The sequence below is a fragment of the Streptomyces sp. NPDC047453 genome (genome assembly GCF_040643155.1).
In the GTDB taxonomy this organism is placed as follows: domain Bacteria; phylum Actinomycetota; class Actinomycetes; order Streptomycetales; family Streptomycetaceae; genus Streptomyces.
Map to the genome: position 1 here is coordinate 1 of NZ_JBEYTS010000021.1, position 21,030 is coordinate 21,030.

The following is a 21,030-nucleotide window of genomic DNA, read 5'->3' on the forward strand; positions in this document are numbered from 1 at the left end:
GGCGTCGCACCAGCCCCCCGCGACTCCGGCAAGGTCAGCGGCAACCTCCACCGGCCGATCACCTACCACCGAAGGCTCCAGCGTGTCTTCTACACTTCCGCGCTGGTCAGCGTCCGATGCGACCCGAACTCGCGGAAGTTCTACGACCGCAAACGCGCCGAGGGGAAGAAACACGTCCAGGCCGTGCTCGCCCTGGCCCGCCGACGTGTCAACGTCTTGTGGGCACTCATCCGTGACCGACGGTGCTACCAAGTCGCACCTCCAGTGACCGAAGCTGCTTGACAAACAGCATTAGGAAGCGACGAGCTCCTGCTCACAGTCCGGCGTCTTGACCTCGGGCTTCTTGTTCGGCAGCGAGAGCCGGAAGACCTTGCGCCACGCGGAGAACACCTGTTTGGGCAGCGGTCCGGTGACGTACTCCAACTCGTATTTCTCGAACAGCGCGCGCACCTTCACCGCGACCTCGGCGTACCGGTTGCTGGGCAGGTCCGGGAACAGGTGGTGCTCGATCTGGTGCGACAGGTTGCCGGTCATGAAGTGCATGGCCCTGCTGCCGCTGATGTTCGCCGAGCCCATCATCTGGCGCAGGTACCACTGGCCGCGCGTCTCGTCCTCGATCGACCGGCGCTCGAAGACCTGTACGCCCTCGGGGAAGTGTCCGCACATGATCACCGAGTGGGACCAGATGTTGCGGACCAGGTTCGCGGTGAACGTGGCGGCGAGCGTGGTGAGGAACGACGGGCCCGACAGCAGCGGGTGGATCACGTAGTCCTTCAGCACCTGCTTGCGGATCTTGCGGCCCACGGCCTTGGCCCGCGCGCGGAACTCCGGGTTCTTGCGGCGGCGCTTGTGCAGGTTCTTGCCGAGCTCCAGGTCGTACGCTGCGATGCCGTACTCGAAGAAGCAGGCGTTGATGAAGTTCCACAGCGGCTGGCCGAGGTGGAACGGGTGCCACTTCTGGTCCTCGTCGACGCGCATGATGCCGTAGCCGAGGTCGTTGTCCTTGCCGATCACGTTGGTGTACGTGTGGTGCAGCTCGTTGTGCGAGTGCTTCCACTGGTCGGACGGCGAGACGTGATCCCACTCCCAGGTGGTGGAGTGGATCTTCGGGTCCCGCATCCAGTCCCACTGGCCGTGCAGGATGTTGTGGCCGATCTCCATGTTGTCCATGATCTTCGCCACGGACAGACCGGCGGTGCCGAGCAGCCACGCGGGCGGGAAGACCGAGAACAGCAGCACGCCCCTGCTGACCAGTTCGAGCTTGCGCTGCGCCGAGATGACCCTACGGATGTAGGCGGCGTCCTTCTCGCCGCGGCTGGCGATCACCTCGTCGCGGATCGCGTCCAGCTCGCGGCCAAGCTCCTCGATCTGCTCCGCGGTCAGGTGGGCGGTGGGGTCGATGGCGGTCAAGGTGCTCCTACCGGTCGATGTCGCAGGGGCCCGCCGCGGCGGACACGCAGGTCTGGATGAGGACGCCCGGCTCGGCCTCGGTGATCTCGCCGGTGCGCAGGTCGCGGACGGCGCCCGCCTTGAGCGGCGTGACGCAGCCGAAGCAGATGCCCATGCGGCACCCGGAGGGCATGAGCACGCCGGCCTCCTCGCCGATGTCCAGCAACGGCGTGGCGCCGTCCGCGTCGACGGTCTTGCCGGTGGCGCTGAACGTGACCTCGCCGCCGTCGCCGGCGACGACGATGCCGGGGCGGAAGCGTTCCGTGTGCAGGCGCTCTTGTACGCCGTGCCCGCTCCAGTGCTCTTCGGCGGCGTCGAGCAGGCCCGCCGGCCCGCAAGCCCAGGTCTCGCGCTCGGCCCAGTCGGGTACGACTTCGTCGAGACGGGCGATGTCGAGCATGCCGTCTGTGTCGGTGTGCACCTCGGTGAGCCGCAGCTTCCTGCCCGCGACCAGGTCGTGCAGTTCGCTGCGGAAGATCACGTCTTGCGGCTGTGGCGCGCAGTGGACCATGACGACGTCGTCGAACTCGATGTCGCGCAGCATGCCCATCACGGGCGTGATGCCGCTGCCGGCCGTCAGATAGAGCACCTTGGCGGGCTTGGCCTGCGGCAGCACGAAGTCACCGGTCGCCTGGTCGAGCTGGATCAGCGTGCCCGGTTTCGCCCTGCGGACCAGGTGGTTGCTGACCTTGCCGTCCGGGATCGCCTTCACAGTGATCGTGACGCGGCCGTCCTGACGGTTTGTCGGCGAGGTGATGGAGTAGGCACGCCACAGGCGCACGCCGTCGACGTCGACCCCGATCCGCACGTACTGACCGGCTGTGTGGCCGCGCCAGCCCCGTCCCGGCCTGATCACGATAGTCGCGGCGTCACCCGTCTCAGGGTGCACGGCCTCGATGCGCCCACGCAAGTCAGCGCCCGCACGCAGCGGGCTGACCAGGTCGAGGTAGTCCGACGGCAGCAGCGGCGTCGTGACCATCTCCAGCAGTTTCCACGCCCTGCTGCGGAGGGCTGCACTCGTCATGACTCCAGCTTGCTGCGCCTCAAGGCGTAAAGTCCTGACCGCAGGATGTGAATCTCGTCGGCTGAATTGTTCGTAGGGAACAAAACGTGAGCCATGCAATCCAGAGGGCCAGCGAACTGGCCCTGGACGAGACGACGGTCACCGCACTTCGGGCCGCGCTGAAGACCACCGCCGACGAGGTCGTCCAGGCGATCATCGACGAGGTCCCTCCCTACGCCAACGCCCTTTCGGGCCACATGGGCGCCACCATCCGCCGAGCCGTCCGCACTGCCCTCGGGCACTACCTGGACCTCGCGAGCGGGAACGATACAGGCGGCGACGCCGGTGACGCAGCCTACGAGTTGGGCCGCGGCGAGGTCCGCGACGGCCGTTCGATGGACGCCCTGCTCAGCGCCTACCGCGTCGGCGCCCGCGTGGCCTGGCGTTGCCTGGCAGCGGGTGCCGTACACGCAGGTCTGCCCGCCGCCGAGGTCGCCAAGTTCGCCGAACTGACCTTCGCCTACATCGACGAGCTCTCCGCCGCGAGCGCCGCGGGCCACGCCGACGAACTGGCCGCCCGGGGCCGGGCCCACGAGCGCCACCTGGAACACCTGGCCCGCGACCTCCTCGCCGGCGCGAGCCCGGACGTGCTGCTGGCCTCTGCTCAACGGGCCGGGTGGCAGCCTCCCGTTTCGCTGACCGCGGTCCTGCTGCCCGCCGCCCAGGCCCGGCCTGCCTACCGCACGCTCGACCCGAGCACCCTCGTCCTCGACGATCTGCCGGACGCCACCGGTGTGCTGCTCGTCCCCGATGCCGACCGAGCACATCTCTTGCGGCAGCTGACCGACCGCACCGCCGTAGTCGGCCCGGCCCGGCCATGGACTCGTGCGTCCGCCTCGTACGCACGAGCCGTACGCGCGCGCTCCCTCTCCTCCGATATCCGCGACACCGAGGACCACCTGCCCGAGCTGGTGCTGAGCGCCGACGTGGACGCGTTCGCAGACCTGCGTGCCCGAGCCCTCGCACCGTTGCGGGCCCTGCCTGTGGCGACCGCCCGGCGGCTGGAGGAGACGTTGCGGGCGTGGCTGCTGCACCAGGGCAGGCGGGATGAGGTGGCGGCGGCGTTGTTCGTCCATCCCCAGACCGTCCGGTACCGGATGACGCAGCTGCGGGAGCTGTTTCCGGATCTCGCATCGCCACACCGGGTACTGGAACTGACGCTGGCGGTCGGTCTTCAGGCCAGTTGACGCGTACTTCGACCGTCCACGAACTCCCGGCGGATCCCGGCATCGTGCTCGGTGTCTACCTGGACGTCCTTGCAGCCGGGACGGTTCGGGTGAGCGACGCGATCAAGGTGCAGCAGGTCGGCTGACAGGGAGCGTTCCACCACGAGTCGCCCACCTGTCGACCCGTCAGGTCAGCGTCTTGCCCGACCAGCCACACCCGGTCGCGACTGAGCGGGAGTTGGCCGAGGAGGACGCCGGTCGCGTCGAGCAGGGTGTTGGCGAAGGCTGGAGCGACCGGGTTGAAAGGGCGGACTGTCGGCCGTGACGCCCGTTTGACTCCCTGGGCACCCACATGCATGGCGATCGGCCAGGAAATGGGATCTGACCTCGGGTTTTCCGAAGCTCGCTCAGGTCGACATCTTTCCGATGCCCCACCAGGTCGGTGTGCCGCGATTGAACCGGTCGCGAAGAGCTCCTGAACTGCGGTTGTGGGCGCACAATGTGCGGTGCGGGCGTTCAGTAAGGGGGACCGTAAGGGCTCCAGTGCCCGAGGAAGGGTCTCAGGTCGTCGGCTTGCGGCTTGGGAATGTCGGGCAGCCGGGGCGGTGTGTTCAATGGGTCGAGGCGCTCAACGGTGGCCGCTGCCCAGCTGATCCATTCCTCGGCGTCGGTTCTGGCCTGCCCCGGAGGCATGGCCTCGACTCGCGTGCGTACGGCGCTCACGTATTGGGTCAGTCGGGTGGCGCGGCGCCATGCCGCTTCCTGAGCTTCTAGGTGCCTGACGCGGTACGCCTCCGCGTACCGGATGCGGGCCTGTTCCATGGCGCCTTCCCAGCGCATGCGCTTCTGGCGTGCCGCTTCGGCCTCGTCCTGGCGACTGCGTTCGCCGGCTTGGCCGCGAAGCGTGACCTCCTGTGCGATCTCGGCGAGCCGCTCTTCGAGGGCGCGGCCGGGAGCGTCGGCCCATTCGCTCGCCCGGTGTGGCTGGCCGCCGCTGATGATGAAGCGGAGGCGTTCGGACGGGGTGTAGTCGAAGCGGGGGATCCTGACCCAGGAGTGCTTCTTGGCCTCGGCGAGTTCCTTCTCGGTGGCGACGTGCTCGGCCCGGTCCTGTTCCTGGAGTACGAGAAACCCCACGGGCTCGCCCTGTGCGGTGATGGTGAAGTGAGGATATGCCCTGCGGCGGCGATGAGACGGGGGTGCGAAGCCGGTCTGCCCCGCCGAGCAGGTGTGTCCTTCGGCCGCGGCGGCGGTGATCAGTGCCCGGATGAGTCGGAGAGCGCGTCCTTGGACGGGCTTGGTCAGGCCGAGCGGCTGGCGTTCGTTCTGCATGGCCCGGATAACGGCGCGCGGCCGAGTGAGCCGCGAGGGCACGGGGACGGGGGCGAGGACGGCAAGGCGCCAGGCGGGGATGTCGACGAGCTTGATCTCGTACCCGTCACGGCACCAGCTTCCGTACAGCTCCATCGTCTCCGGAATCCTTCCGGATCTGCGTGCGACGGCGACGCGGGACGGCCACTTCTCCAAGTCGGGACCGCTGCAGTTCTTGACGATCCTGCCGCCGGCCTCCGCGAGTCCCTGTAGTAGCTGCTCCGTGAGCGTCACACGAGGATGTGAGGGAGGGCTTGGCTTCCGCAGGGCGGCCTGAGTTGCCTGCGCTCCGGGGGGCCGGGGGCGTGGAGTGGCGGCCTGGGTCTCCCGCGGGCGTGATCCGCGGGGAGGGTACGTGCCGCGTGCCAGGTAGTGCTGGCCGGCGCTCGTCAGGGCGACGCTCCACTGCCCGCTTTTCCGGGAGACCGTGACCAGGCCCCGGTTGTGCAGTGCCTGACAGGTGGTCTTGTAGGAGGTGGTGTCCCATACGTCGGCAGGGCACCCGGCTTCCACCCACTGCAACACCGAGAGCTGCCGCTCATTGACCCGCCGTTCCAATGGTCCGCCTTCGACTCGCAGTGACGTACGAAGGCGGCATGTTGCCATTTCCGTTGGCAGGCGACCGGCGGTTTGACTCGATTCGTCTGAACGAGCGAGCTGACGTGGCTGCAAGCCGGATAGAGGCAGAACGGTAGGTGGGTACCGTCCTGCGGCGGGGTCTGACTCCTGAGATCTCTGACCGAGGTGTCCTGATCACACTGTGTCGAACCGCCGATCGGGGACGGTGCGTTGCTGGTCTCGGGCTGACCGGGCGTGTCTCGATAGGGGCTTGCCGGAACAGGCGTCATCACGATTCTGACCGTCCGCACGGCCCGGTGCCGGCAACGCGATAATCCGTCGGTCTGAAAGGTAACGAGCGTGATCGGCACGTCTTCTGCTTCGCGTCCTCGTCGGCGCCGACCGGCGGGGGAGGTGGTCCTGGGCGTGGACACTCACCGGGATGTCCATGTGGCCGCTGTGCTCTCCTTGATGGGGGAAGTGATCGGCACTGAGGAGTTCCCGGCCACCGCGGTTGGATACCGCAACCTGCTGAGGTGGGCCAGGGCGTCGGGTACGGTGCGGCAGGCCGGAGTGGAAGGTACGGGTTCCTTCGGAGCTGCCCTGTCCCGCTACCTGCTGGCCCAGGACGTGGCCGTCTTCGATGTGAACCGGTTCGACCGGGCCGACCGCCGCCGGCGCGGCAAGTCGGACCCGCTCGATGCCGAGAACGCCGCCCGGGCAGTGCTGGTGGCGGCCACGGCATTCTCCGGGAGCTCGGGTAGGCGCGTCGTCATCGACAGCGACTGGCGTGTCCTGCAGCGTGGCGAGGGCTGTGGCGACCTCGTGTGCACTGCTGCACCGCTGCGCGAGGCCGTGGCTGGCGAGGTCGAGCGTGCGCTCGCCCGGCGAACCGACTTCGAGGACCGGCACGCCCAGCAGCGCCGCTTCGATGCCGCACGTCGAATAGGCGCTCACCACCGCATCGGCGCCGGCCAGGCAGCCGCGTGCACCGACCCGCGGATCGGCCACCACCACGGGGAGAATCCCCGCGCGATGAAGAAGGGGAGCGAAGACGCCGTTGCTCTGCGCGGGATGTGGAGCGATGACCAGCCCCCAGTTGCCGCCGGCCATGCGCAGACCGTCAAGGAGGAGGTCGGCCTGCTCGTTGAGCCGATCGGGCCGGAACGGCTGGCACGCCCAGACGGCGATGCGCGCGGGACTGTGCCGCGTGCCACGAGCCAGCAGCTTCTCCAAATACCGCCGCTGGACCTCATGGCCGAGGCCGGCCAGGGCATCGAAGCGGGGCTGGCCCAGGACGTGGACCTCGGTCTTCGGGTGACGCGCCCAGGCTCGTGCGAGCGAGACGTCACGTTCGCCCATGACGACGATGTCGCGGCTGTGGAGGGCGGGCCACGAGGCCGACTCCTTGGTCCACGCTCCGTGCTGGACGTGCACCGTGTTCGTGCCGTGTCGCTCCGCCGCGTGAACGGCCAGTGCTCCGAGAGGACTTGTGTCGTTGCTGACCAGAACGGTGTGCGGCCGGACTGCAGCAAGGACCCCGTCGAGCCACGTCTCGGCCCGGACCACGGAGCGCCAGGACGGCTGGGTACACCCGGCGCTCGTCTCCAGCAACACGGACAACAGCCGGACAAGACGAGCCAGCCGAACGGTGTGCTCCCCGATCGCGACGACGTGCCCGTCATCCGGCAACTGCAGCTCGCCCACCGTGCCCGAGAGGTGGAGAAGCCCAGTCGGGGCCGGGCACAGGCGTATGCGCTCGTTCCTTCCGGGCAGGCACCGCTGCTCCGCATCGGTCGCGAAGTCGACGAGCACGCTGGTGTGCCCCTTGCGCGCCAGCTCCGTGAGAACCGGCAGCAGGGTCGCGGCGTGGCGGGAGGACCACGACAGCGCCACGACGCCGCTCCGCTGCAGCCCCGGGGGGAGCAGGCTCGGCTCCGTGGTCGCCACGTCGGCCGGCAGCAGGGTGCGCAACTGGGCTGTGTGCGACGGGTTGTGCGACGCGGCGGCTCCGAGCAGGTAGGCGATACCCGACCAGGTGACTGTGTAGGCCCGGTACTCCCGTGAACTGCTCGAACGTATCCCCACGAGCCCTTCGTACGGCGCCACGCCGACGGGGCCGGGTGCCGCCGCGAACGGCTCCCATGCGCTCAGGACCGACAGCTTGCGCAGGACCTGCGAAACAAAGCGGCGGGCAGGCACGTGCTGCACATGGAGCCAGTCGGCGCCTCCGGGCGTGCGCGGGCGAGCGCTGTACTTCTTCAGCGCGGACATGACGTCTCCGATGGGAGTGACGAGTTCCTGATCGTCGACCGACAGGGCCTCCAGCTCTACCGTTCTGATCCGCGTGGTCTGCATGCGATCGAAGCGACTGGAGCCTACGAGCGCCCACATCGGCTGGCCCCCGTCGTCGACGCGAGCCAGGCTCAGGTCGTCGCTTGGGGAGGTGTTCATACCAAGCTCCCCTGGACGTAGGGCTCGGACGAGCGCGCGTGGTGAAGAAGCTGGAGCAGGGCCTGCGGTGACTCGGCGACCTTTGGAGCGGGTGCGGTGGGCTGCCCGTACCCCCAGCAGGCGTGCACGTACGAGACACCAGCACGTGCTGCCGCTTCCTGGTCGACCGCCATGTCACCGACATACACGGCTGCTGCTGGATCGACCCCGAGGTCGACCAGCGCCAGGAGTATCGGGTCCGGTGCCGGCTTCGCCCGGCCCACTCCGGCCGGGGTACGGATGGTGGCGAAGGGGCATCCGAGCCGTGCGAGGAGCGGAGCGGCGCGGTCGAGGTGCTTGGACGTCACGACCCCCAGCAGCCAGTCGGCAGCCACGAAAGCGTGGAGCACTTCCACGACGCCAGAAAACTCGTGTGCCAGGTGCGCTGCGGCCATGGACGCGGTCTCATACGTCTGACGGGCTGCGTCGATGTCGATGACCCCGAGCCGTTGCATGATGTCGCTGAACTCACGTCCCAACTGGCGTTCGTACGCGGCGAACGGGATATCGAGACCGTGAGCCTTCTGGACCTCTTTCCACGCCTCCTTCATGACGGGACGGGTGTCGAGCATCACACCGTCGAGGTCGAGAAGCAGAGCGCGTGGGGTCGCGCGGGGCTGGGGCGAGACAGGTCGGATTGTGTCTGGTGACACGGCGGAATCTCCTGCGAGTGGTCATTTTCTGGGGTCTGCGAGGCAGCGGACGGCCTACATCACGGGCGACCTTCGTCCGTGGACACAGATGTGGTGGGGGAGGGCGAACAGTTGAATGGGCCGCCCGCAACTCCGGCATGGAGCGCGGCTGGAGTGCGCACAATGCCGTCTCCTCCGGGCTGGGGCTCGGGCCTTCCCGTGCACGGGCACGGAGGTCCTCACGGCCGGAAGCAGGAGGCTCCAGTCCTAGGAGGCGATGGGCTCCGCGTCATCGGTAGCAGCGGTGTACTCGTCGTCGAGCACCGCGTTGAACGACCGGTCAACGCGGTCCGCCGCCTCCTCCTCGCGGAAGGCGCCGAAGCGGGCCCAGTACGCCCGGCACCCGGGGCGCTGCATCACCGCGCGGGCCTGCACGCGCAGGGCGACCTTGTCGAGCAGCCCCACGCGGTACTTCGCCGACAGGAAGCTGATCACGCGGTTGGAGTGGACCAGCCGCGCGTACTCTTCGGCGGACATGCCGCCGGGCGCCCAGAGAGCCTGCTGCTCCGGGTGCGTCGCGATGTCGGAGAGCAAGCGCTGATGGATCTCCGCCGCGTGCATCGTGAGCCGCTGTCGGTGCCGGCGTTCGGCGAACCAGATCCCTGCGGCCCCCACTGCGGAGGCGACGAGGATGGCATGGGAGGTCTTCATCAGTTTCCTTTCGTTCCAGGTGCTGCCGTGGCCGACGCGGGACGCGCGCCCGTCCCTCGCCGGTTCGTCCGTCAGCACGGAGCAGCCTCTGGACGAGGTGTCAGGACCCAGACCGCGGGCCGGTTCCGGTAGAGCGGTGTGGTCGGGATGGTGGTCACGACGGTCTTCCAGGCCGAAGTGGTGATCAGCGGGCGTCCGGCCGCAGGTGGACGGGCAGGGTCAGGTGTCCGTTGCTGATCAGGGTGGGGAGCGGTCGCAGTGCGCCGGCGGGGACGGCGAGGCGGATGTCGGGGAAGCGTTGGAAGAGCATGCGCAGGGCGGTGGCGACTTCGAGGCGGGCGAGTGGGGCGCCGAGGCAGAAGTGCACGCCGTGGCCGAACGCCAGGTGGTCCTTCGTGGGCCGGGTGAGGTGGTCGGCGGACGCGCCGTGCCAGTCGGGGTGGCGGTTGGCGGCGGCGTAGGAGGCGAGGATCGCCTCGCCCGCGGTGATGGTCTGCCCGTCGGGCAGGGGGATGTCGGTGAGGGCGTAGCGCAGGGGCAGGTGCTTGACGGCGGGTTCGTGCCGCAGGGTCTCCTCGACGACGTCGCCCCAGTCGGCCCGGCCGGCGCGGAGGTGGCCGAGCTGCTCGGGGTCGGTCAGCAGGGCGGTGATCGCCTGGTCGATGACGTTGACGGTGGTCTCGTACCCGGCGCTGATCATCAGCAGGAGCGTGTCGCGCAGCTCTTCGTCCGTGAAGCCGCCGCCGTCGCCCTCGTCGTCGCGGGCCGCGATGAGCAGGGAGGTCAGGTCGTCGCCGGGGGTGCGGCGCTTGGTCTCGATGAGTTGGTCCAGCTGCTCGTACAGGGTGGCGGTGTTGGCCTCGGCTTCGGCGGGGGTGAGGGTCGTGTCGAAGACGCCGTCGACGACCTGACGGAAGGCGTCGCGCTGGCTCTCGGGTACGCCCATCAGGTGGCCGATCACCGCGATGGGCAGCGGGTAGGCCAGGTGCTCGCGTAAGTCCACTGGTTTGTGCGGGGGTAGCGTGGCCAGGCGGTCGATGAGGGTGGTCGCCATGCGGTCGATGGCGTCCTTCATGGTGGCGATTCGCCGGGCGCTGAAGGCTGGGGCGATCATGGGGCGCAACCGACGGTGGTCGGGGCCGTAGGCGGTGAACATGTTCTCCACCGCGATCCACAGGGCGAGGGGCCAGGTGGGGACGGTGTCGGCGAAGGCGGGCCAGTGGGCGCGGCCGTCTTTGGAGACCTGCGGGCTGGTCAGGAGCTGCTTGAGAAGGGCCGGATCGGTGACGGCCCATGCCTGGACGCCGAGGATGTCGACCCGTGCCGCCGAGCCTTGGGCGCGCAGGGCCCGGTGCTCGCCGTGGCGGTCGGATCCGGTGGAGTCGAGGATGAGTATCGGCTGCTCGGACATGAGTGTGAGCTCCTCAGTGTGCGGCGGGGAAGAGAACCGGAAGGGCTTCCAAGGCACGGTGGAAGGGGCCGGGCCGCCAACGCAGGTCAGCGGCGGGGACAGCAAGGTCTATCTCCGGGAAGGCGTCGAGGAGGTAGCTGATCGCGGTTTCGGCGATGAGGTAGGCGTGAGAGCGCGCAGGGCAGGTGTGGGGGCCGATGCTCCAGGCCAGGTGAGCGCGGTTACCGGCGACATCGGTCGAGCCGCGGGTAAGTTCCGGATCGTTGTTGCAGGCCGCCATGCTGATGACGACCGGCTGGTGGGCCGGGAGCAGGAAGCCGTCGATGTCCGTGGGATAAGGCGGATAGGTGATGCAGTAGTTCGCCAATGGGGGGTCGGTGTACAGGACGGTGTCGAGCGCGTCTCGCACCGCGGACCAACCTGCGTGCAGGCCGGCGGAAAAGTCCTCGTCGGTGAGGATCTTCAGACAGGTGTTGCTGATGAGGTTGGTCAGGGGTTCAATGCCGGCGCCATAGAAGGTAACGAGCTGGTGGGCTATCTCCTCGTCGCTCAGATGCGCGGGGTGGGCGAGGAGCCGTGAGGTGATGTCGTCGGCTGGACGGCCTTGGCGTAGGGCGACGAGTTCGGCGACGGCCTGGCCGAGGATCTGGTTGCCGCGAACGGCGTCGGTGACGTCAAAGACCTTCGCCATTCCGTCGGCGATGCGCGCTCCGATCTCGTCGGGACAGCCCAGCAGCGCGCTCAGCACCCGGAATGCGATGGGCCAGGCGTACTGGGTGAGCAGGTCTGCCCGGCCGACGGTGCGGAACTCCGCGGCAGCCCCAGCGGTGATCTTCTCCACGAGGGCACGCAGCTCGTGTTGGTCGAAGGCATCGATGCTGGCGGTGTTGGCAGCCCGGTAGCGGGCGTGCTCGGCTCCACTGCTGCGCAGGGCGTTGGGTCGCCACTCCATCATCGGCCGGACCGGGCAGGAGGCCGGCACCTGCTGTTGCCAGATGCGTGGGTCGGCGGGAAAGCGCATCGGGTCATTGAGAATGCGACGGGCCTGGAGGTAGCCGATCACCAGCGTGGCCGGAATGCCAGGGGAGAGTTCAACGGGTACCAGGGCGCCGTGCATCTTCCGCATCCGCTCATAAGCGGCGTGCGGGTCGGCGGCGAAGCCTGGTTCATACAGGGCGATCCGGCCCGGCGGGGCCGGAGGCACGGGGCTGTTGGGGATCATTGCGTGGGCTCCAGAGGGATGGCTGCGCGGTGGGCCGTGAGGTATTCCGTGAGCGTGATCAGGGCGTACAGCGAGGAGGTACGGTCTCGTGCGTCGCACGTGGTCAGCGGCGTGAGCGGGTCCAGTGCGAGGGCTTGGCGAAGTTCTGCGGCCTCGTAGGCGGGAGCGTTAGGAAAAGCGTTGACCGCGACCGCGTATGGGATGCCTTGGGCTTCCAGCAGGCTCAGTGCGCCGTGGCTGGCGTCGAGGTTGCGGGTGTCGGCCAGGACGAGGCAGCCGAGCGCGCCTTCGGCGAGGTCCTCCCACATGGGCTGGAAGCGGATCTGGCCGGGAAGGCCGAACAAGTAGAGGGCAAGGGCGCCGCCGGCCATGTGGATGCGGCCGAAGTCCATGCCCACGGTCGTCGTGGTCTTCTCCGGTGTGCCGCGCAGGTCATCGACTCCGACGCTGTCTTCAGTGATGGGTTCTTCCATCCGCAGCGGCTGGACCTCCGACACGCTGCCGATGAAGGTCGTCTTTCCGACCCCGAAGCCGCCCGCAACCACGATCTTGGCCGACTGCGTGACCGAGACCGGCACATAAGTGACGGCGGGCGGGTCAGACCAGTTCTCGCAGTCCATCAAGCACCTTCTGCAGGAGGTCGGTTTTGGGCTGGTCGGAATAGATGGCGGCTGGGCTGGCCAGGTGGCCGCTGTCCATGAGGGAGGAGACGAGGTCCGGACGGTGGAGGGCGGCAGTTGGAGAGCGGCGGCAATGTCTGCAACGGCCAACCCGCCGCGGCCGGGGGAGAACAGGCTCATCACTCGCCGGGTGTCAGGACCCAGATCGGTGGTGGGGCCGGTCGCGGCGATGGCCACACTCTCCAAGTGCACAGCCCTGCCCGGGCGGATTTGCCCGCCCGTGCGGACGTAGGGCCTGACCATGTCCGGGTCATGCCGCGGTCCGGTCATGCCGCGGTGCCTCCGTCCGGCTGCGGTGCGGGCTTGCGGTCCTCGGTGCCGAGCTGCTTGCCAAGGCGCACCACGAGCTGCGCCATGTGGTGGCTGATCAGGCCGACGTCGACGTGGGGTCCCGTCGTGACGACCGACAGCATCGTGTTCCGTCCGGCCGCGGTCGTCAGGCCGATGTTCGTGACACTTTCGATCAGATGCTGACGCACGCCCTGACCGCCGGTGAAATCGTCCCAAGCCCGCCCCGATGCCCGCAATGAGGCGGTCAGGGCGGCCAGCTTCTCACCATCGTCCTGGCTAATGGTCTTCGTGCGGGCCTTGAGCAGGCCGTCGCCGCTCATCAGCACGGCGTACCTGACGCCCTCCACGGAACCGAGCTGCTCGTCCAGCAGCCAGCCCAAGGCGTTCGAGCGCGTGTCCGACATGATTAACGTCCTTCGTCAGTGCTGGGAGTGTTGTGGTTGTCCCGGGCGCGGCGGGCGCCGTCCATCCAGGCGGCGGCAACCCCGGGGCTGCCCGGTCCCACCTCGAGGCCGGGATGCGCGGGGGAGGCGGTGACGGGGCGCGGAGTGCGCTGGCGGACGGTGAGCCCACTCGCCGTCGTGGAAGGTGCCGGCACCAGCGGCACGGCTTCCGGGGCAGGCGCCAGGCGTGCTGACGGCGTCGTCTGCGCGGGGGCCGGCTGAGGCGGCTTGGGCGTCGTCAACAGGGCCTGCGGCAGCACGATGACCGCACGGGTCCCGCCATACAGATTGGGTGCTGCCAATTCGATGCGGAAGCCGTACTGGTTGGCGAGGACGGACGCCACGCGCAGCCCCGTTTGGGGGTAAGCGCCCAGTTGGGTGATGTCGTCGCGCTGCTTGCCCGACATCACCTCGCGCGCCCAGGTCAGACGCTCGTCCTCCATCCGCAGCCCGGCGTCGTCCACGACCAGGAACGCCGCGTTCGCACCGTGCTCAAGGGAAACGTGCACCCGAGCGTTCGGCGGTGAGTACCGCAGCGCGTTGTCCAGCAACACCGCCAGGCTGTGGACAACCGCTTCCACGGCCCGACTTTCCACCGCGAGGAACTCCATGCCGGTGTGCTGGACGCGCTGATAGCCCTCGACCCGGCCCATGGCCGTACGCACGATGTCGGTCAGCGTGGTCACCGGCCAGCGACGGGAAAGCCTGTCGCCGCCCAGGACGGCGTACCCGGAGGCGGCGAGCAGCATCTGCTGGGCCAGGTGATCGATCTCGACCAGCGTCGCGTACGCCTCGTCCGACACATGGCGGCGCACGCCGGCACTGATCGTGCTGCTCAGCTTCGAGGCCCGCTGCACCGTGCTGGAAGCGAATCCCCGCACAGCTGCTCGGGCGACATCCACCGCCTCCTGCCGTACATGGGCAATCTGACGCTCGGCTTCCAGCCGGACCTGCGTGACCTGCTGCATGCTGACGGCTTGGGCCTCCTGCCCCACCTGAACGATGACGGACTGGAGGTGATCAGCCATGGTGCCGAGTGCGCCTGCGAGCGGGGTGCCCACGAGCTGAGGTGGGAGGACGAAGTCGACACGGTGCTCCTGCCCGCTGTGCGCCGCAGTCGCGGCGGCTGGCAACACCGTGCTCGTCACGTATCCGACGCACTGCTCGGCCGCCCGCAGCTCCTGCGAGAGCCGTTCGGCACGCTCATGAAGACCGTCCGCACGACGCTGCTCGCGGCGGGCTTTGCGTCCGAAGTGCACCGCCGCAGCGAGGCCGGCGATCAAAGCAATAAGGATCAGTATCAGTTTGGTCATCAGGCCCTCGCGAGGATTGAGGAGACGGTTCCACCCACGACAGCGCTGATCCCGGCGGAGCCGATCGAGAAGCGCGAGCCCGCAGTGGCGGCAGGGGTCGGGAGTGGCGACGCACCCAGCCGGTGAGCAGCAGGGCGCTCTCATCAACCCCATAGGAGAAGGAGGCGGTGGCCATCAGCTCACCTCCAGGGCCAGGTTGCACCAGGTGGTCGCTCCCTTGTCGCTGATCCCCCAGGAGCCGTGCCACTGGCTGGCGATGGACTCGACGAGCCACAGCCCGCGGCCGTTCTCCGCGTGAGCGTCCGGCTTGGAAGCGATGGGTAGGCGGCTGGGCCCCCCGTCGTGCACGCGAATGTCCAGGTGGCCATCCCGGAGGGCGAGAGTCAGAGTGATCTTGCGACCGTGGCTGTGCTGGACCGCATTGGTGACCAACTCAGAGACGACAAGCGCGGCGTCGTCCGCCAAGCGGGACAGGCCGCTTTGGTGCAGGCGAGTCTGAGTCAGGCTTCGCATCGTGCGGACCTGCAACGTGTCAACCTGTGCGAGGGGTTGACCTGGCCTGCGCTCAGTGATCTGAAAGGTACGACTCAATAGGGCAACGTCGGTCATGGGAGAACGAAGAGGTCGTTCGGCAGTCGTTGTCATCACGTCCTCTTGGGGGCACGGAGGACCGATCGGGCGACGGATGTCGCCCTACGAAGGGTGGTCCGCTCGCTGCCGTGGCGAAGACGGGACGGGCATGGGCCAAACCGCGTCGTCGTGGTGTCGCGCACGTCCTTCCCCTCTCCGCAGCGACAACGTGATCACCGCATCCGACCGAGTGGTCGGCGCAGTGGGCATGAGTGTGGGACCAGGACGCACCCGTACTGATCCCTGCGGCGATATCTCTGTAGAGATACGGGATCCCGCATATCGTGTGGATCGTCGGGAAGTTCGACCCAGGGGGCCGCGCCATGAGACCGCCGAGCCGCGTATGCGAGAGATGTGCAACCGAGCTGAGTCAGTACAACCCCGACACCCTGTGCGCCCTGTGCGCAAAGGCAGGAACGGCGCCGGGAGTGCCCGATCGCGCCTGGCGCGACGAAGCCGTTTACCGGGCCCTGGCCGCTTGGGATTTCGGCGAGCTGCTGCGCCTGGTACGCAAGCGATCCGGCTTATCTCAGATGGCCGTGCGCGAACTGACGGCGCTACCTCAGTCGTTCATTTCCGGCCTCGAACGCGGTCAGAAGCAGATCGGCAGCCCCGCCACCCTTCTCGACCTTCTCAACGGCCTCGGCCTGCCTTCCGACCTGCAGCCTTTGCTGCTGACCCCTCTACGCGGCGATGCGCCGAAACCTGGTCATAACCTCTCCGCAGAGGCCGTACTGCCTTGGACGGCGGATCGTATGGTGACGTCACTTGAAGTGGCCATCGGAGGTACCACCATGAAGCGCCGCCGCGTGCTGACCGCCCTGAGCGGAGCCGCACTCACCCAGTACGTCTTGCAGTCCGCCATCGCTCCCGCAGAGGCCGTGGCCGCTTCTTCCGGTACCACGACTGTCACCGACGCCCTGATCGATTCGCTTCAAAGCACCACCGACGCACTCCGCCAGATGGACGCCACCAGCGGTAGCGGAAATCTCGCCCACACGGCGAAGACTCACCTGCGGATGCTCCTGCACCTGCTCAAGCAGGGCTCCTACAACGAGAGTTACGGACGTCGCTTGGCTGCCGTCACCGCCGACACGGCAGCCCAGACCGGTTGGTACACCTTCGACAGCGGTGACCACGACACCGCCCAGCACCTCTTCCTTGGCGCTCTGCGGGCAGCCCACGCTTCGGGCGACTCCCGCCTGCGCGCCGGCGCTCTCGGTTTCCTCGCCATCCACGGTTACTCCGCCGGCGACCCGCGCGACGCCATCACCGCCGCCCGTACAGCGCGCCAGGCAATCACCGATCACGACGCCCCCGCCCTGAACGCCATGCTCCTCACCCGCCAGGCTCGCGGCCACGCCCGACTCCGTGAAGAGCGCCACGCCTTGGCCGCGCTTGCCGAAGCCGAAGAACTCTGTGCCCGCGGGCGGGGCGAGGACGATCCTCACTGGCTGTACTGGATCAGCCCGGGGGAGATCCTCGGACAGACCGGAAGCTGCTACCTCGACCTGGGACAGCCGGCTCGGGCAGCCCAATCCTTCGCCGCGGCCCGCGACGTGCTCAGCCGGGACGAGACCCGAACCACCGCTCAGTTCCTCTCCCGAGCCGCGACCGCGCAGATGCGCGCCGGCGACGCCGACGCCGGCTGCGCCACCGCCCATGACGTCCTGACCCTCGCCGAAGGCATTCAATCCGCCCGCCTCGACGACCACCTGCGCACCATGCTCCATGAGGCGCGTTCCTACGGTGCCTCCTCAGCCGCCCGGGATCTGCTGGATCGTGGGGAAGGCGTTATGCGTCAGCGAGCCGCCGCATGATTCTGGTTCTCTGGGACATCGACCGGACTCTCCTCTACACCGGCGACACCGACCGGCTGGTCTACCGGGAGCTCTTCGAGGAGGTAGTGGGCCGGCCTGCCGAGCGTCTGCCCGCCCGGGGAACCGGGGTGACGATGCCCCTCGCTGTCCGGGAGCTGCTGCGCGCGAATGCAGTGGAACCCGAGCGGATCGAGGAACTTGCGCAACGCATCGTGCAGCGTATGCCTGCACAACTGGAGCGTCACCGTGGCGATCTTTCTCGCACCGGGCAGGTCATGCCCGGTGCAGCCGCCGCCCTTGCCGGCGTGCACCAAGAGCCCGGGCTGGTTCCCACTGTCGTCACCGGCAATCTGCGGGGCAGCGCTGAGATCAAGCTCAAGGCTCTTGGCCTGGACGAGTATCTCGACCTCGGCATCGGCGGATACTCCTCCGATGACTCCCACCGCCCTGCCCTCGTACGCGTGGCACAGCAGCGAGCCGGCACTCGCCATGGGTATACCTTCACACGGGAGACGACCGTGATTATCGGCGACTCTCTCGAGGACGTCCGCACTGGACGGGAAGGAGGCGCCCACGTGATTGGCGTCGCTTCCGGTACCACATCAGTCGACTGGCTGGCTGCCGCCGGGGCCTGCCACGTCGTCCCTGACCTAACCGACGTACAACGCATAATCCGCCTGATCAACCAATGCGCCGCGTCGGACGTCGACCACGGCTGCCCTGAACCACGGCAGGACGCGATGCCGGAAGAGTTCAGGTGATCGAGGTGCGGCCCGGCGAGCAGATGCGCAACCTCTCCCGCCGAGGGCACTGAGCATCCAGACCGTGCACCACACGACCGACCCGGCAGCTACGGTGGCGCTTCTGGACTCCCTGTTCCTCGGCTCGGCCCCGGCCTGGGCTGGGGACGCACAGCGCAGGACGAGGACCGTGATGACGTACACGCCACCCCTTTGGCCCGTTTCCGTGAAGGGCGTCGCCCTGGACGCAGAGCGCCGAGTGCTGCTCCTGAAGAACGAGCGCGACGAGTGGGAATTGCCCGGTGGACGCCTGGAGACCGGCAGTTCGGGCGGGGCTGTACCAGCCGATGGCAGCCCGGAGTCGGCGCTTGAACGGGAGATCCAGGAGGAGACCGGCTGGGAGGTGAAGGCCGGGCCACTGATCGGCGGTGGCGTGTGGATCTACGAGCCCATCCCGGGCCGCAGGGTCCTGATCGTCACCTACGGCTGCACGGTCCTCACTCCCGAACGAGCACCCGTCGTCAGTCACGAGCACAAACAACTCGGGATGTTCGCCGCGGACCAAGTGCCGGACCTCAACATGCCCGAGGGCTACAAGCGGGCCGTGGCTGCCTGGTACCTCCGCGACGTCGCGGACGTGGGTGACTACGAGCCGAGGTAGCAAAATGGTATGCCAGCGGACGCTGACTGGCCGCCATCGGTAACAACCGACGTCGACGCTCAGCCCGATTCGCCCACAGCAGACGAGCAAGGGTCTCAAAGGGCTGGAACTTACTGCGGGGACGATGTCAACGTACAACGTCCCCAAAAACCAACCTGGTCAGCGAATAGGCAAGGGTATTCGGGCCAGTGGCTGAACGCAGCCGTCGCCTCGTGTCCTGATGCTGCCTGGCCTGCGCACCGAGCCCTGCCTCCCCGAGGTCCCGACGCAAGGAGCCCACCTGTCCAACGGCACGCTTCGGTCCTGCAACTCACGGTCCCGATCCGGTTCACCCTTCAGGCCCTCAACGCTCAGCAACGCTAGGCCCACGCCGCCCTAGCCACCGCGCCGTGTCTCGGTGGCTGCCCGACCGGAGGGAGAGGGACTCTTTGCCATGCTGACGGGCTGTAGGACGTTGGTTCATCCCGGAGGCCGCTTGAACCCTGGCCACCGTCGAGGTGCGCAACATAGACGACGATCACCGGTTAGCCAAACCGGGGATCCTCCAGACCATTGTTGTCGTTCGCACCCGGCTGTGCTTGGCGGTGGGGCCGTGCGGACGCAGTGGATCGTGCCGCGTGCTACCGCGCGGCTGCATGCACCAGTGGAAGGAATGCCGCACGTGGCCGAACCCGTTGACGACCTGTTGACCATCACCGAAGTCCTGGCACTTCTGGGCGGAAACATTCATCGATCGAGTTTTCATCGCTGGCGGGCAACCGGCCGGGGGCCGCAGACGATGCGACTTCCTAACGGGCAAGTTCGCATCCGGCGGAGTGACCTCAAGAACTGGTTCGACAGCCTAGAGAGCTGAGCGCTCGCCTCGCGCGGACATAGGGCTCATGCCTGTGGATCCAATCCCTCTGAATTGATGGTGGAAGTTGCGAATCTCGAACGTCCAATTTTGGAAAACCCAAAATAGAAAGGGTCGACCGAAGCCGTACCAGGTCCGTTGGGCTGTTGACGGGAGAGCCTTCTACGCCTCCTACCGCTCCTCCGCCCACGCTGAGCTCTTCCGCGTCAACCTTGTCGCTGCTGCGAACCGTGGTGAGGTCTTCGACGGCGAAACAGGCCTCCCTGCGTCGATGCAGCCGGAGTCAGAGGCGCTGACCTGGTATCAGTTCGCTCGCGCCTACGCGGAAATGAAATGGCCGGGTGCGGCGGCAAATACGCGTAAGAATACGGCTTCCGCGCTGGCTCGCATAACAACTGAACTGCTTGTCGAGCCTAAAAAGGGTGTGGTGGCGCCGGACTCGCAAGTAATGCGTCGGGCCCTGACTCACTGGGCCTTCCGGCTGACAGCGCAGGGTAAAGAGCCGGAAGCCGACGTGTCAGCCGCGTTGGAATGGGTCGCACAACACTCGCGGCCCGTGACGGATTTGAAGGACCTTGATGTCGGACGTCATGTCTTGCGGTCCATCAGCTTCCGTCTGGACGGGGCGCCCGCGAGTCCCAGCCACTCACAACGGATTCGGGCTGTGTTTCACAACGCGCTCGAATACGCGGTGGAAAAGGGAGACCTCCCGGAAAACCCTCTCAGCAGGATTGGTGGACGTACTCCACGACTCACTCGCCAGGTGGACCCACGCGTGGTGGTGAGTCCACGGCAGGCCAGAGAACTCTTGACCGCGGTCACCTACGCCGGCACCTGGGCTCACGGGCGAGGGCGACTCCTCATGCCGTTCTTCGCGACCCTGTACTTCGCGGCCCTGCGGCCTGAAGAGGCGGTCGAGTTGAGACTTCAGGATTGCCAACTCCCGAAGAAGGGGCCAAGCCTCCTCACGCTGCACCAGGCCAGCACACGCGCTGGCTCCGCGTGGACGGATGACGGGCGAAAGCACGAGCAGCGAGGGCTCAAGCACCGGGCTCGCGGCGACGTACGTCTGGTACCGGTGTCCCCTGAACTGGTGCAGATACTGCGGACGTACGTCGACGAGTTCGGGACGGCGGAGGACGGACGGCTCTTCCGCAGCCCGAGCGGAGGCCGGTTGGACTCCACGCGATACCTCGATGTCTGGCACAAGGCGCGGCGCATTGCCTTCCCACCGCATCTCGTGGACTCCCTCCTTGCCAGGAGGCCGTACGACCTGCGTCATGCCGCGGTCTCCCTGTGGCTGAACTCTGGTGTCCCCGCCGCTGAGGTGGCCGAGATGGCAGGCCACAGCGTGGCGATCCTGATGGACACGTACTACAAGTGCATCCACGGCCAGCGGGAGCAGATGGTGCAACGCATCATCGACGCCCTCAGTGACGATCGGGAGGGCGGGGCATCGGGCGAAGTGGACTAGACCCTGCGTCTTCGCTGGCACACTATTGGCACAATCGCTGTGGGGCGCA

21 protein-coding genes and 1 pseudogene are annotated in these 21,030 nt (G+C 67.7%); 9 read left to right on the forward strand and 13 right to left on the reverse strand.

What is annotated here, in order from left to right:
• Positions 1-282 (forward strand): transposase (locus ABZ818_RS19860; RefSeq protein ID WP_361416027.1); only part of this gene is annotated, 282 nt, incomplete at its 5' end.
• 9 nt (positions 283-291) lie between these two features.
• On the opposite strand, the gene ABZ818_RS19865 is transcribed toward ABZ818_RS19860, so the two are convergent.
• Entirely contained in the window at positions 292-1,410 is a 1,119-nt protein-coding gene (locus ABZ818_RS19865; protein ID WP_361416029.1) for an acyl-CoA desaturase, read from the reverse strand.
• A 7-nt stretch (positions 1,411-1,417) separates the two neighbouring features.
• Positions 1,418-2,473 carry a ferredoxin reductase gene (locus ABZ818_RS19870; protein WP_361416031.1) on the reverse strand — a complete coding sequence of 352 codons (1,056 nt, stop codon included), beginning with the start codon at positions 2,471-2,473 and terminating at the stop codon, positions 1,418-1,420.
• Between the two features lie 86 nt (positions 2,474-2,559).
• On the opposite strand from ABZ818_RS19870, the gene ABZ818_RS19875 reads away from it, so the two are divergent.
• Entirely contained in the window at positions 2,560-3,699 is a 1,140-nt protein-coding gene (locus ABZ818_RS19875) for a helix-turn-helix domain-containing protein (RefSeq protein WP_361416033.1), read from the forward strand.
• A complete protein-coding gene (locus tag ABZ818_RS19880) occupies positions 3,696-3,824 on the forward strand; it encodes a hypothetical protein (protein ID WP_267911787.1) in 129 nt (42 codons plus the stop codon). Before ABZ818_RS19875 ends, ABZ818_RS19880 begins: the two co-directional genes overlap by 4 nt.
• A 370-nt stretch (positions 3,825-4,194) precedes the next feature.
• On the opposite strand, the gene ABZ818_RS19885 is transcribed toward ABZ818_RS19880, so the two are convergent.
• Entirely contained in the window at positions 4,195-5,283 is a 1,089-nt protein-coding gene (locus ABZ818_RS19885) for a hypothetical protein (RefSeq protein WP_361416035.1), read from the reverse strand.
• A 795-nt stretch (positions 5,284-6,078) separates the two neighbouring features.
• Here ABZ818_RS19885 and ABZ818_RS19890 point away from each other — a divergent pair.
• Positions 6,079-7,674 carry a transposase gene (locus ABZ818_RS19890; protein WP_361416227.1) on the forward strand — a complete coding sequence of 532 codons (1,596 nt, stop codon included), beginning with the start codon at positions 6,079-6,081 and terminating at the stop codon, positions 7,672-7,674.
• 383 nt (positions 7,675-8,057) lie between these two features.
• Here ABZ818_RS19890 and ABZ818_RS19895 read toward each other — a convergent pair whose 3' ends face one another.
• From ABZ818_RS19895 to ABZ818_RS19940, 10 genes and pseudogenes are all read right to left on the reverse strand, one after another.
• On the reverse strand, positions 8,058-8,753 hold the full coding sequence (locus ABZ818_RS19895; protein ID WP_361416037.1) for an HAD family hydrolase: 696 nt from the start codon (positions 8,751-8,753) through the stop codon (positions 8,058-8,060).
• 246 nt (positions 8,754-8,999) lie between these two features.
• A complete protein-coding gene (locus ABZ818_RS19900; RefSeq protein WP_361416039.1) occupies positions 9,000-9,443 on the reverse strand; it encodes a DUF6082 family protein in 444 nt (147 codons plus the stop codon).
• Positions 9,444-9,627: 184 nt separating this feature from the next.
• On the reverse strand, positions 9,628-10,854 hold the full coding sequence (locus ABZ818_RS19905) for a cytochrome P450 (RefSeq protein ID WP_361416041.1): 1,227 nt from the start codon (positions 10,852-10,854) through the stop codon (positions 9,628-9,630).
• A gap of 13 nt (positions 10,855-10,867) precedes the next feature.
• Entirely contained in the window at positions 10,868-12,076 is a 1,209-nt protein-coding gene (locus tag ABZ818_RS19910) for a cytochrome P450 (RefSeq protein WP_361416043.1), read from the reverse strand.
• A complete protein-coding gene (locus ABZ818_RS19915) occupies positions 12,073-12,696 on the reverse strand; it encodes an ATP/GTP-binding protein (protein ID WP_361416229.1) in 624 nt (207 codons plus the stop codon). Before ABZ818_RS19915 ends, ABZ818_RS19910 begins: the two co-directional genes overlap by 4 nt.
• The gene (locus ABZ818_RS19920; protein WP_361416231.1) at positions 12,674-12,775 is read right to left on the reverse strand and encodes a hypothetical protein; all 102 of its coding nucleotides are present in this window, start codon (positions 12,773-12,775) and stop codon (positions 12,674-12,676) included. The genes ABZ818_RS19915 and ABZ818_RS19920 overlap by 23 nt, the downstream gene beginning before the upstream one ends.
• Before the next feature lie 77 nt (positions 12,776-12,852).
• Positions 12,853-13,026: pseudogene (locus ABZ818_RS19925) on the reverse strand (DUF742 domain-containing protein); the annotation flags it as partial.
• Positions 13,023-13,451 (reverse strand): roadblock/LC7 domain-containing protein, encoded by a 429-nt coding sequence (locus ABZ818_RS19930; RefSeq protein WP_361416045.1) that lies wholly within the window; start codon positions 13,449-13,451, stop codon positions 13,023-13,025. The pseudogene ABZ818_RS19925 and the gene ABZ818_RS19930, both read right to left, overlap by 4 nt.
• Before the next feature lie 2 nt (positions 13,452-13,453).
• Positions 13,454-14,803: a hypothetical protein gene (locus ABZ818_RS19935; protein ID WP_361416047.1), complete on the reverse strand. Its 1,350-nt coding sequence runs from the start codon at positions 14,801-14,803 to the stop codon at positions 13,454-13,456.
• Between the two features lie 174 nt (positions 14,804-14,977).
• Positions 14,978-15,412 (reverse strand): ATP-binding protein, encoded by a 435-nt coding sequence (locus tag ABZ818_RS19940; RefSeq protein WP_361416049.1) that lies wholly within the window; start codon positions 15,410-15,412, stop codon positions 14,978-14,980.
• Between the two features lie 344 nt (positions 15,413-15,756).
• On the opposite strand from ABZ818_RS19940, the gene ABZ818_RS19945 reads away from it, so the two are divergent.
• The 5 genes from ABZ818_RS19945 (at position 15,757) to ABZ818_RS19965 (ending at position 20,981) form a co-directional block, all read left to right on the forward strand.
• The gene (locus ABZ818_RS19945) at positions 15,757-17,253 is read left to right on the forward strand and encodes a helix-turn-helix transcriptional regulator (protein ID WP_361416051.1); all 1,497 of its coding nucleotides are present in this window, start codon (positions 15,757-15,759) and stop codon (positions 17,251-17,253) included.
• Positions 17,250-18,014, forward strand: coding sequence for a haloacid dehalogenase-like hydrolase (locus ABZ818_RS19950; RefSeq protein WP_361416053.1), 765 nt, complete (start codon positions 17,250-17,252; stop codon positions 18,012-18,014). The genes ABZ818_RS19945 and ABZ818_RS19950 overlap by 4 nt, the downstream gene beginning before the upstream one ends.
• Positions 18,015-18,078: 64 nt before the next feature.
• Positions 18,079-18,654, forward strand: coding sequence for an NUDIX domain-containing protein (locus tag ABZ818_RS19955; protein WP_361416055.1), 576 nt, complete (start codon positions 18,079-18,081; stop codon positions 18,652-18,654).
• A gap of 661 nt (positions 18,655-19,315) precedes the next feature.
• Positions 19,316-19,507 (forward strand): helix-turn-helix domain-containing protein, encoded by a 192-nt coding sequence (locus ABZ818_RS19960; RefSeq protein WP_361416057.1) that lies wholly within the window; start codon positions 19,316-19,318, stop codon positions 19,505-19,507.
• Between the two features lie 271 nt (positions 19,508-19,778).
• Entirely contained in the window at positions 19,779-20,981 is a 1,203-nt protein-coding gene (locus tag ABZ818_RS19965; protein WP_361416059.1) for a tyrosine-type recombinase/integrase, read from the forward strand.
• The last annotated feature ends 49 nt before the right edge of the window (positions 20,982-21,030 follow it).

Coding starts and splice junctions, on each gene's coding strand:
- ABZ818_RS19905 (WP_361416041.1), bottom strand. CDS start 10,854: ATGTCCGAGCAGCCGATACTCATCCTCGACTCCACCGGATCCGACCGC.
- ABZ818_RS19950 (WP_361416053.1), top strand. CDS start 17,250: ATGATTCTGGTTCTCTGGGACATCGACCGGACTCTCCTCTACACCGGC.
- ABZ818_RS19940 (WP_361416049.1), bottom strand. CDS start 15,412: ATGACCGACGTTGCCCTATTGAGTCGTACCTTTCAGATCACTGAGCGC.
- ABZ818_RS19930 (WP_361416045.1), bottom strand. CDS start 13,451: ATGTCGGACACGCGCTCGAACGCCTTGGGCTGGCTGCTGGACGAGCAG.
- ABZ818_RS19915 (WP_361416229.1), bottom strand. CDS start 12,696: ATGGACTGCGAGAACTGGTCTGACCCGCCCGCCGTCACTTATGTGCCG.
- ABZ818_RS19965 (WP_361416059.1), top strand. CDS start 19,779: ATGCAGCCGGAGTCAGAGGCGCTGACCTGGTATCAGTTCGCTCGCGCC.
- ABZ818_RS19870 (WP_361416031.1), bottom strand. CDS start 2,473: ATGACGAGTGCAGCCCTCCGCAGCAGGGCGTGGAAACTGCTGGAGATG.
- ABZ818_RS19900 (WP_361416039.1), bottom strand. CDS start 9,443: ATGAAGACCTCCCATGCCATCCTCGTCGCCTCCGCAGTGGGGGCCGCA.
- ABZ818_RS19890 (WP_361416227.1), top strand. CDS start 6,079: ATGGGGGAAGTGATCGGCACTGAGGAGTTCCCGGCCACCGCGGTTGGA.
- ABZ818_RS19945 (WP_361416051.1), top strand. CDS start 15,757: ATGAGACCGCCGAGCCGCGTATGCGAGAGATGTGCAACCGAGCTGAGT.
- ABZ818_RS19935 (WP_361416047.1), bottom strand. CDS start 14,803: ATGACCAAACTGATACTGATCCTTATTGCTTTGATCGCCGGCCTCGCT.
- ABZ818_RS19910 (WP_361416043.1), bottom strand. CDS start 12,076: ATGATCCCCAACAGCCCCGTGCCTCCGGCCCCGCCGGGCCGGATCGCC.
- ABZ818_RS19920 (WP_361416231.1), bottom strand. CDS start 12,775: ATGGACAGCGGCCACCTGGCCAGCCCAGCCGCCATCTATTCCGACCAG.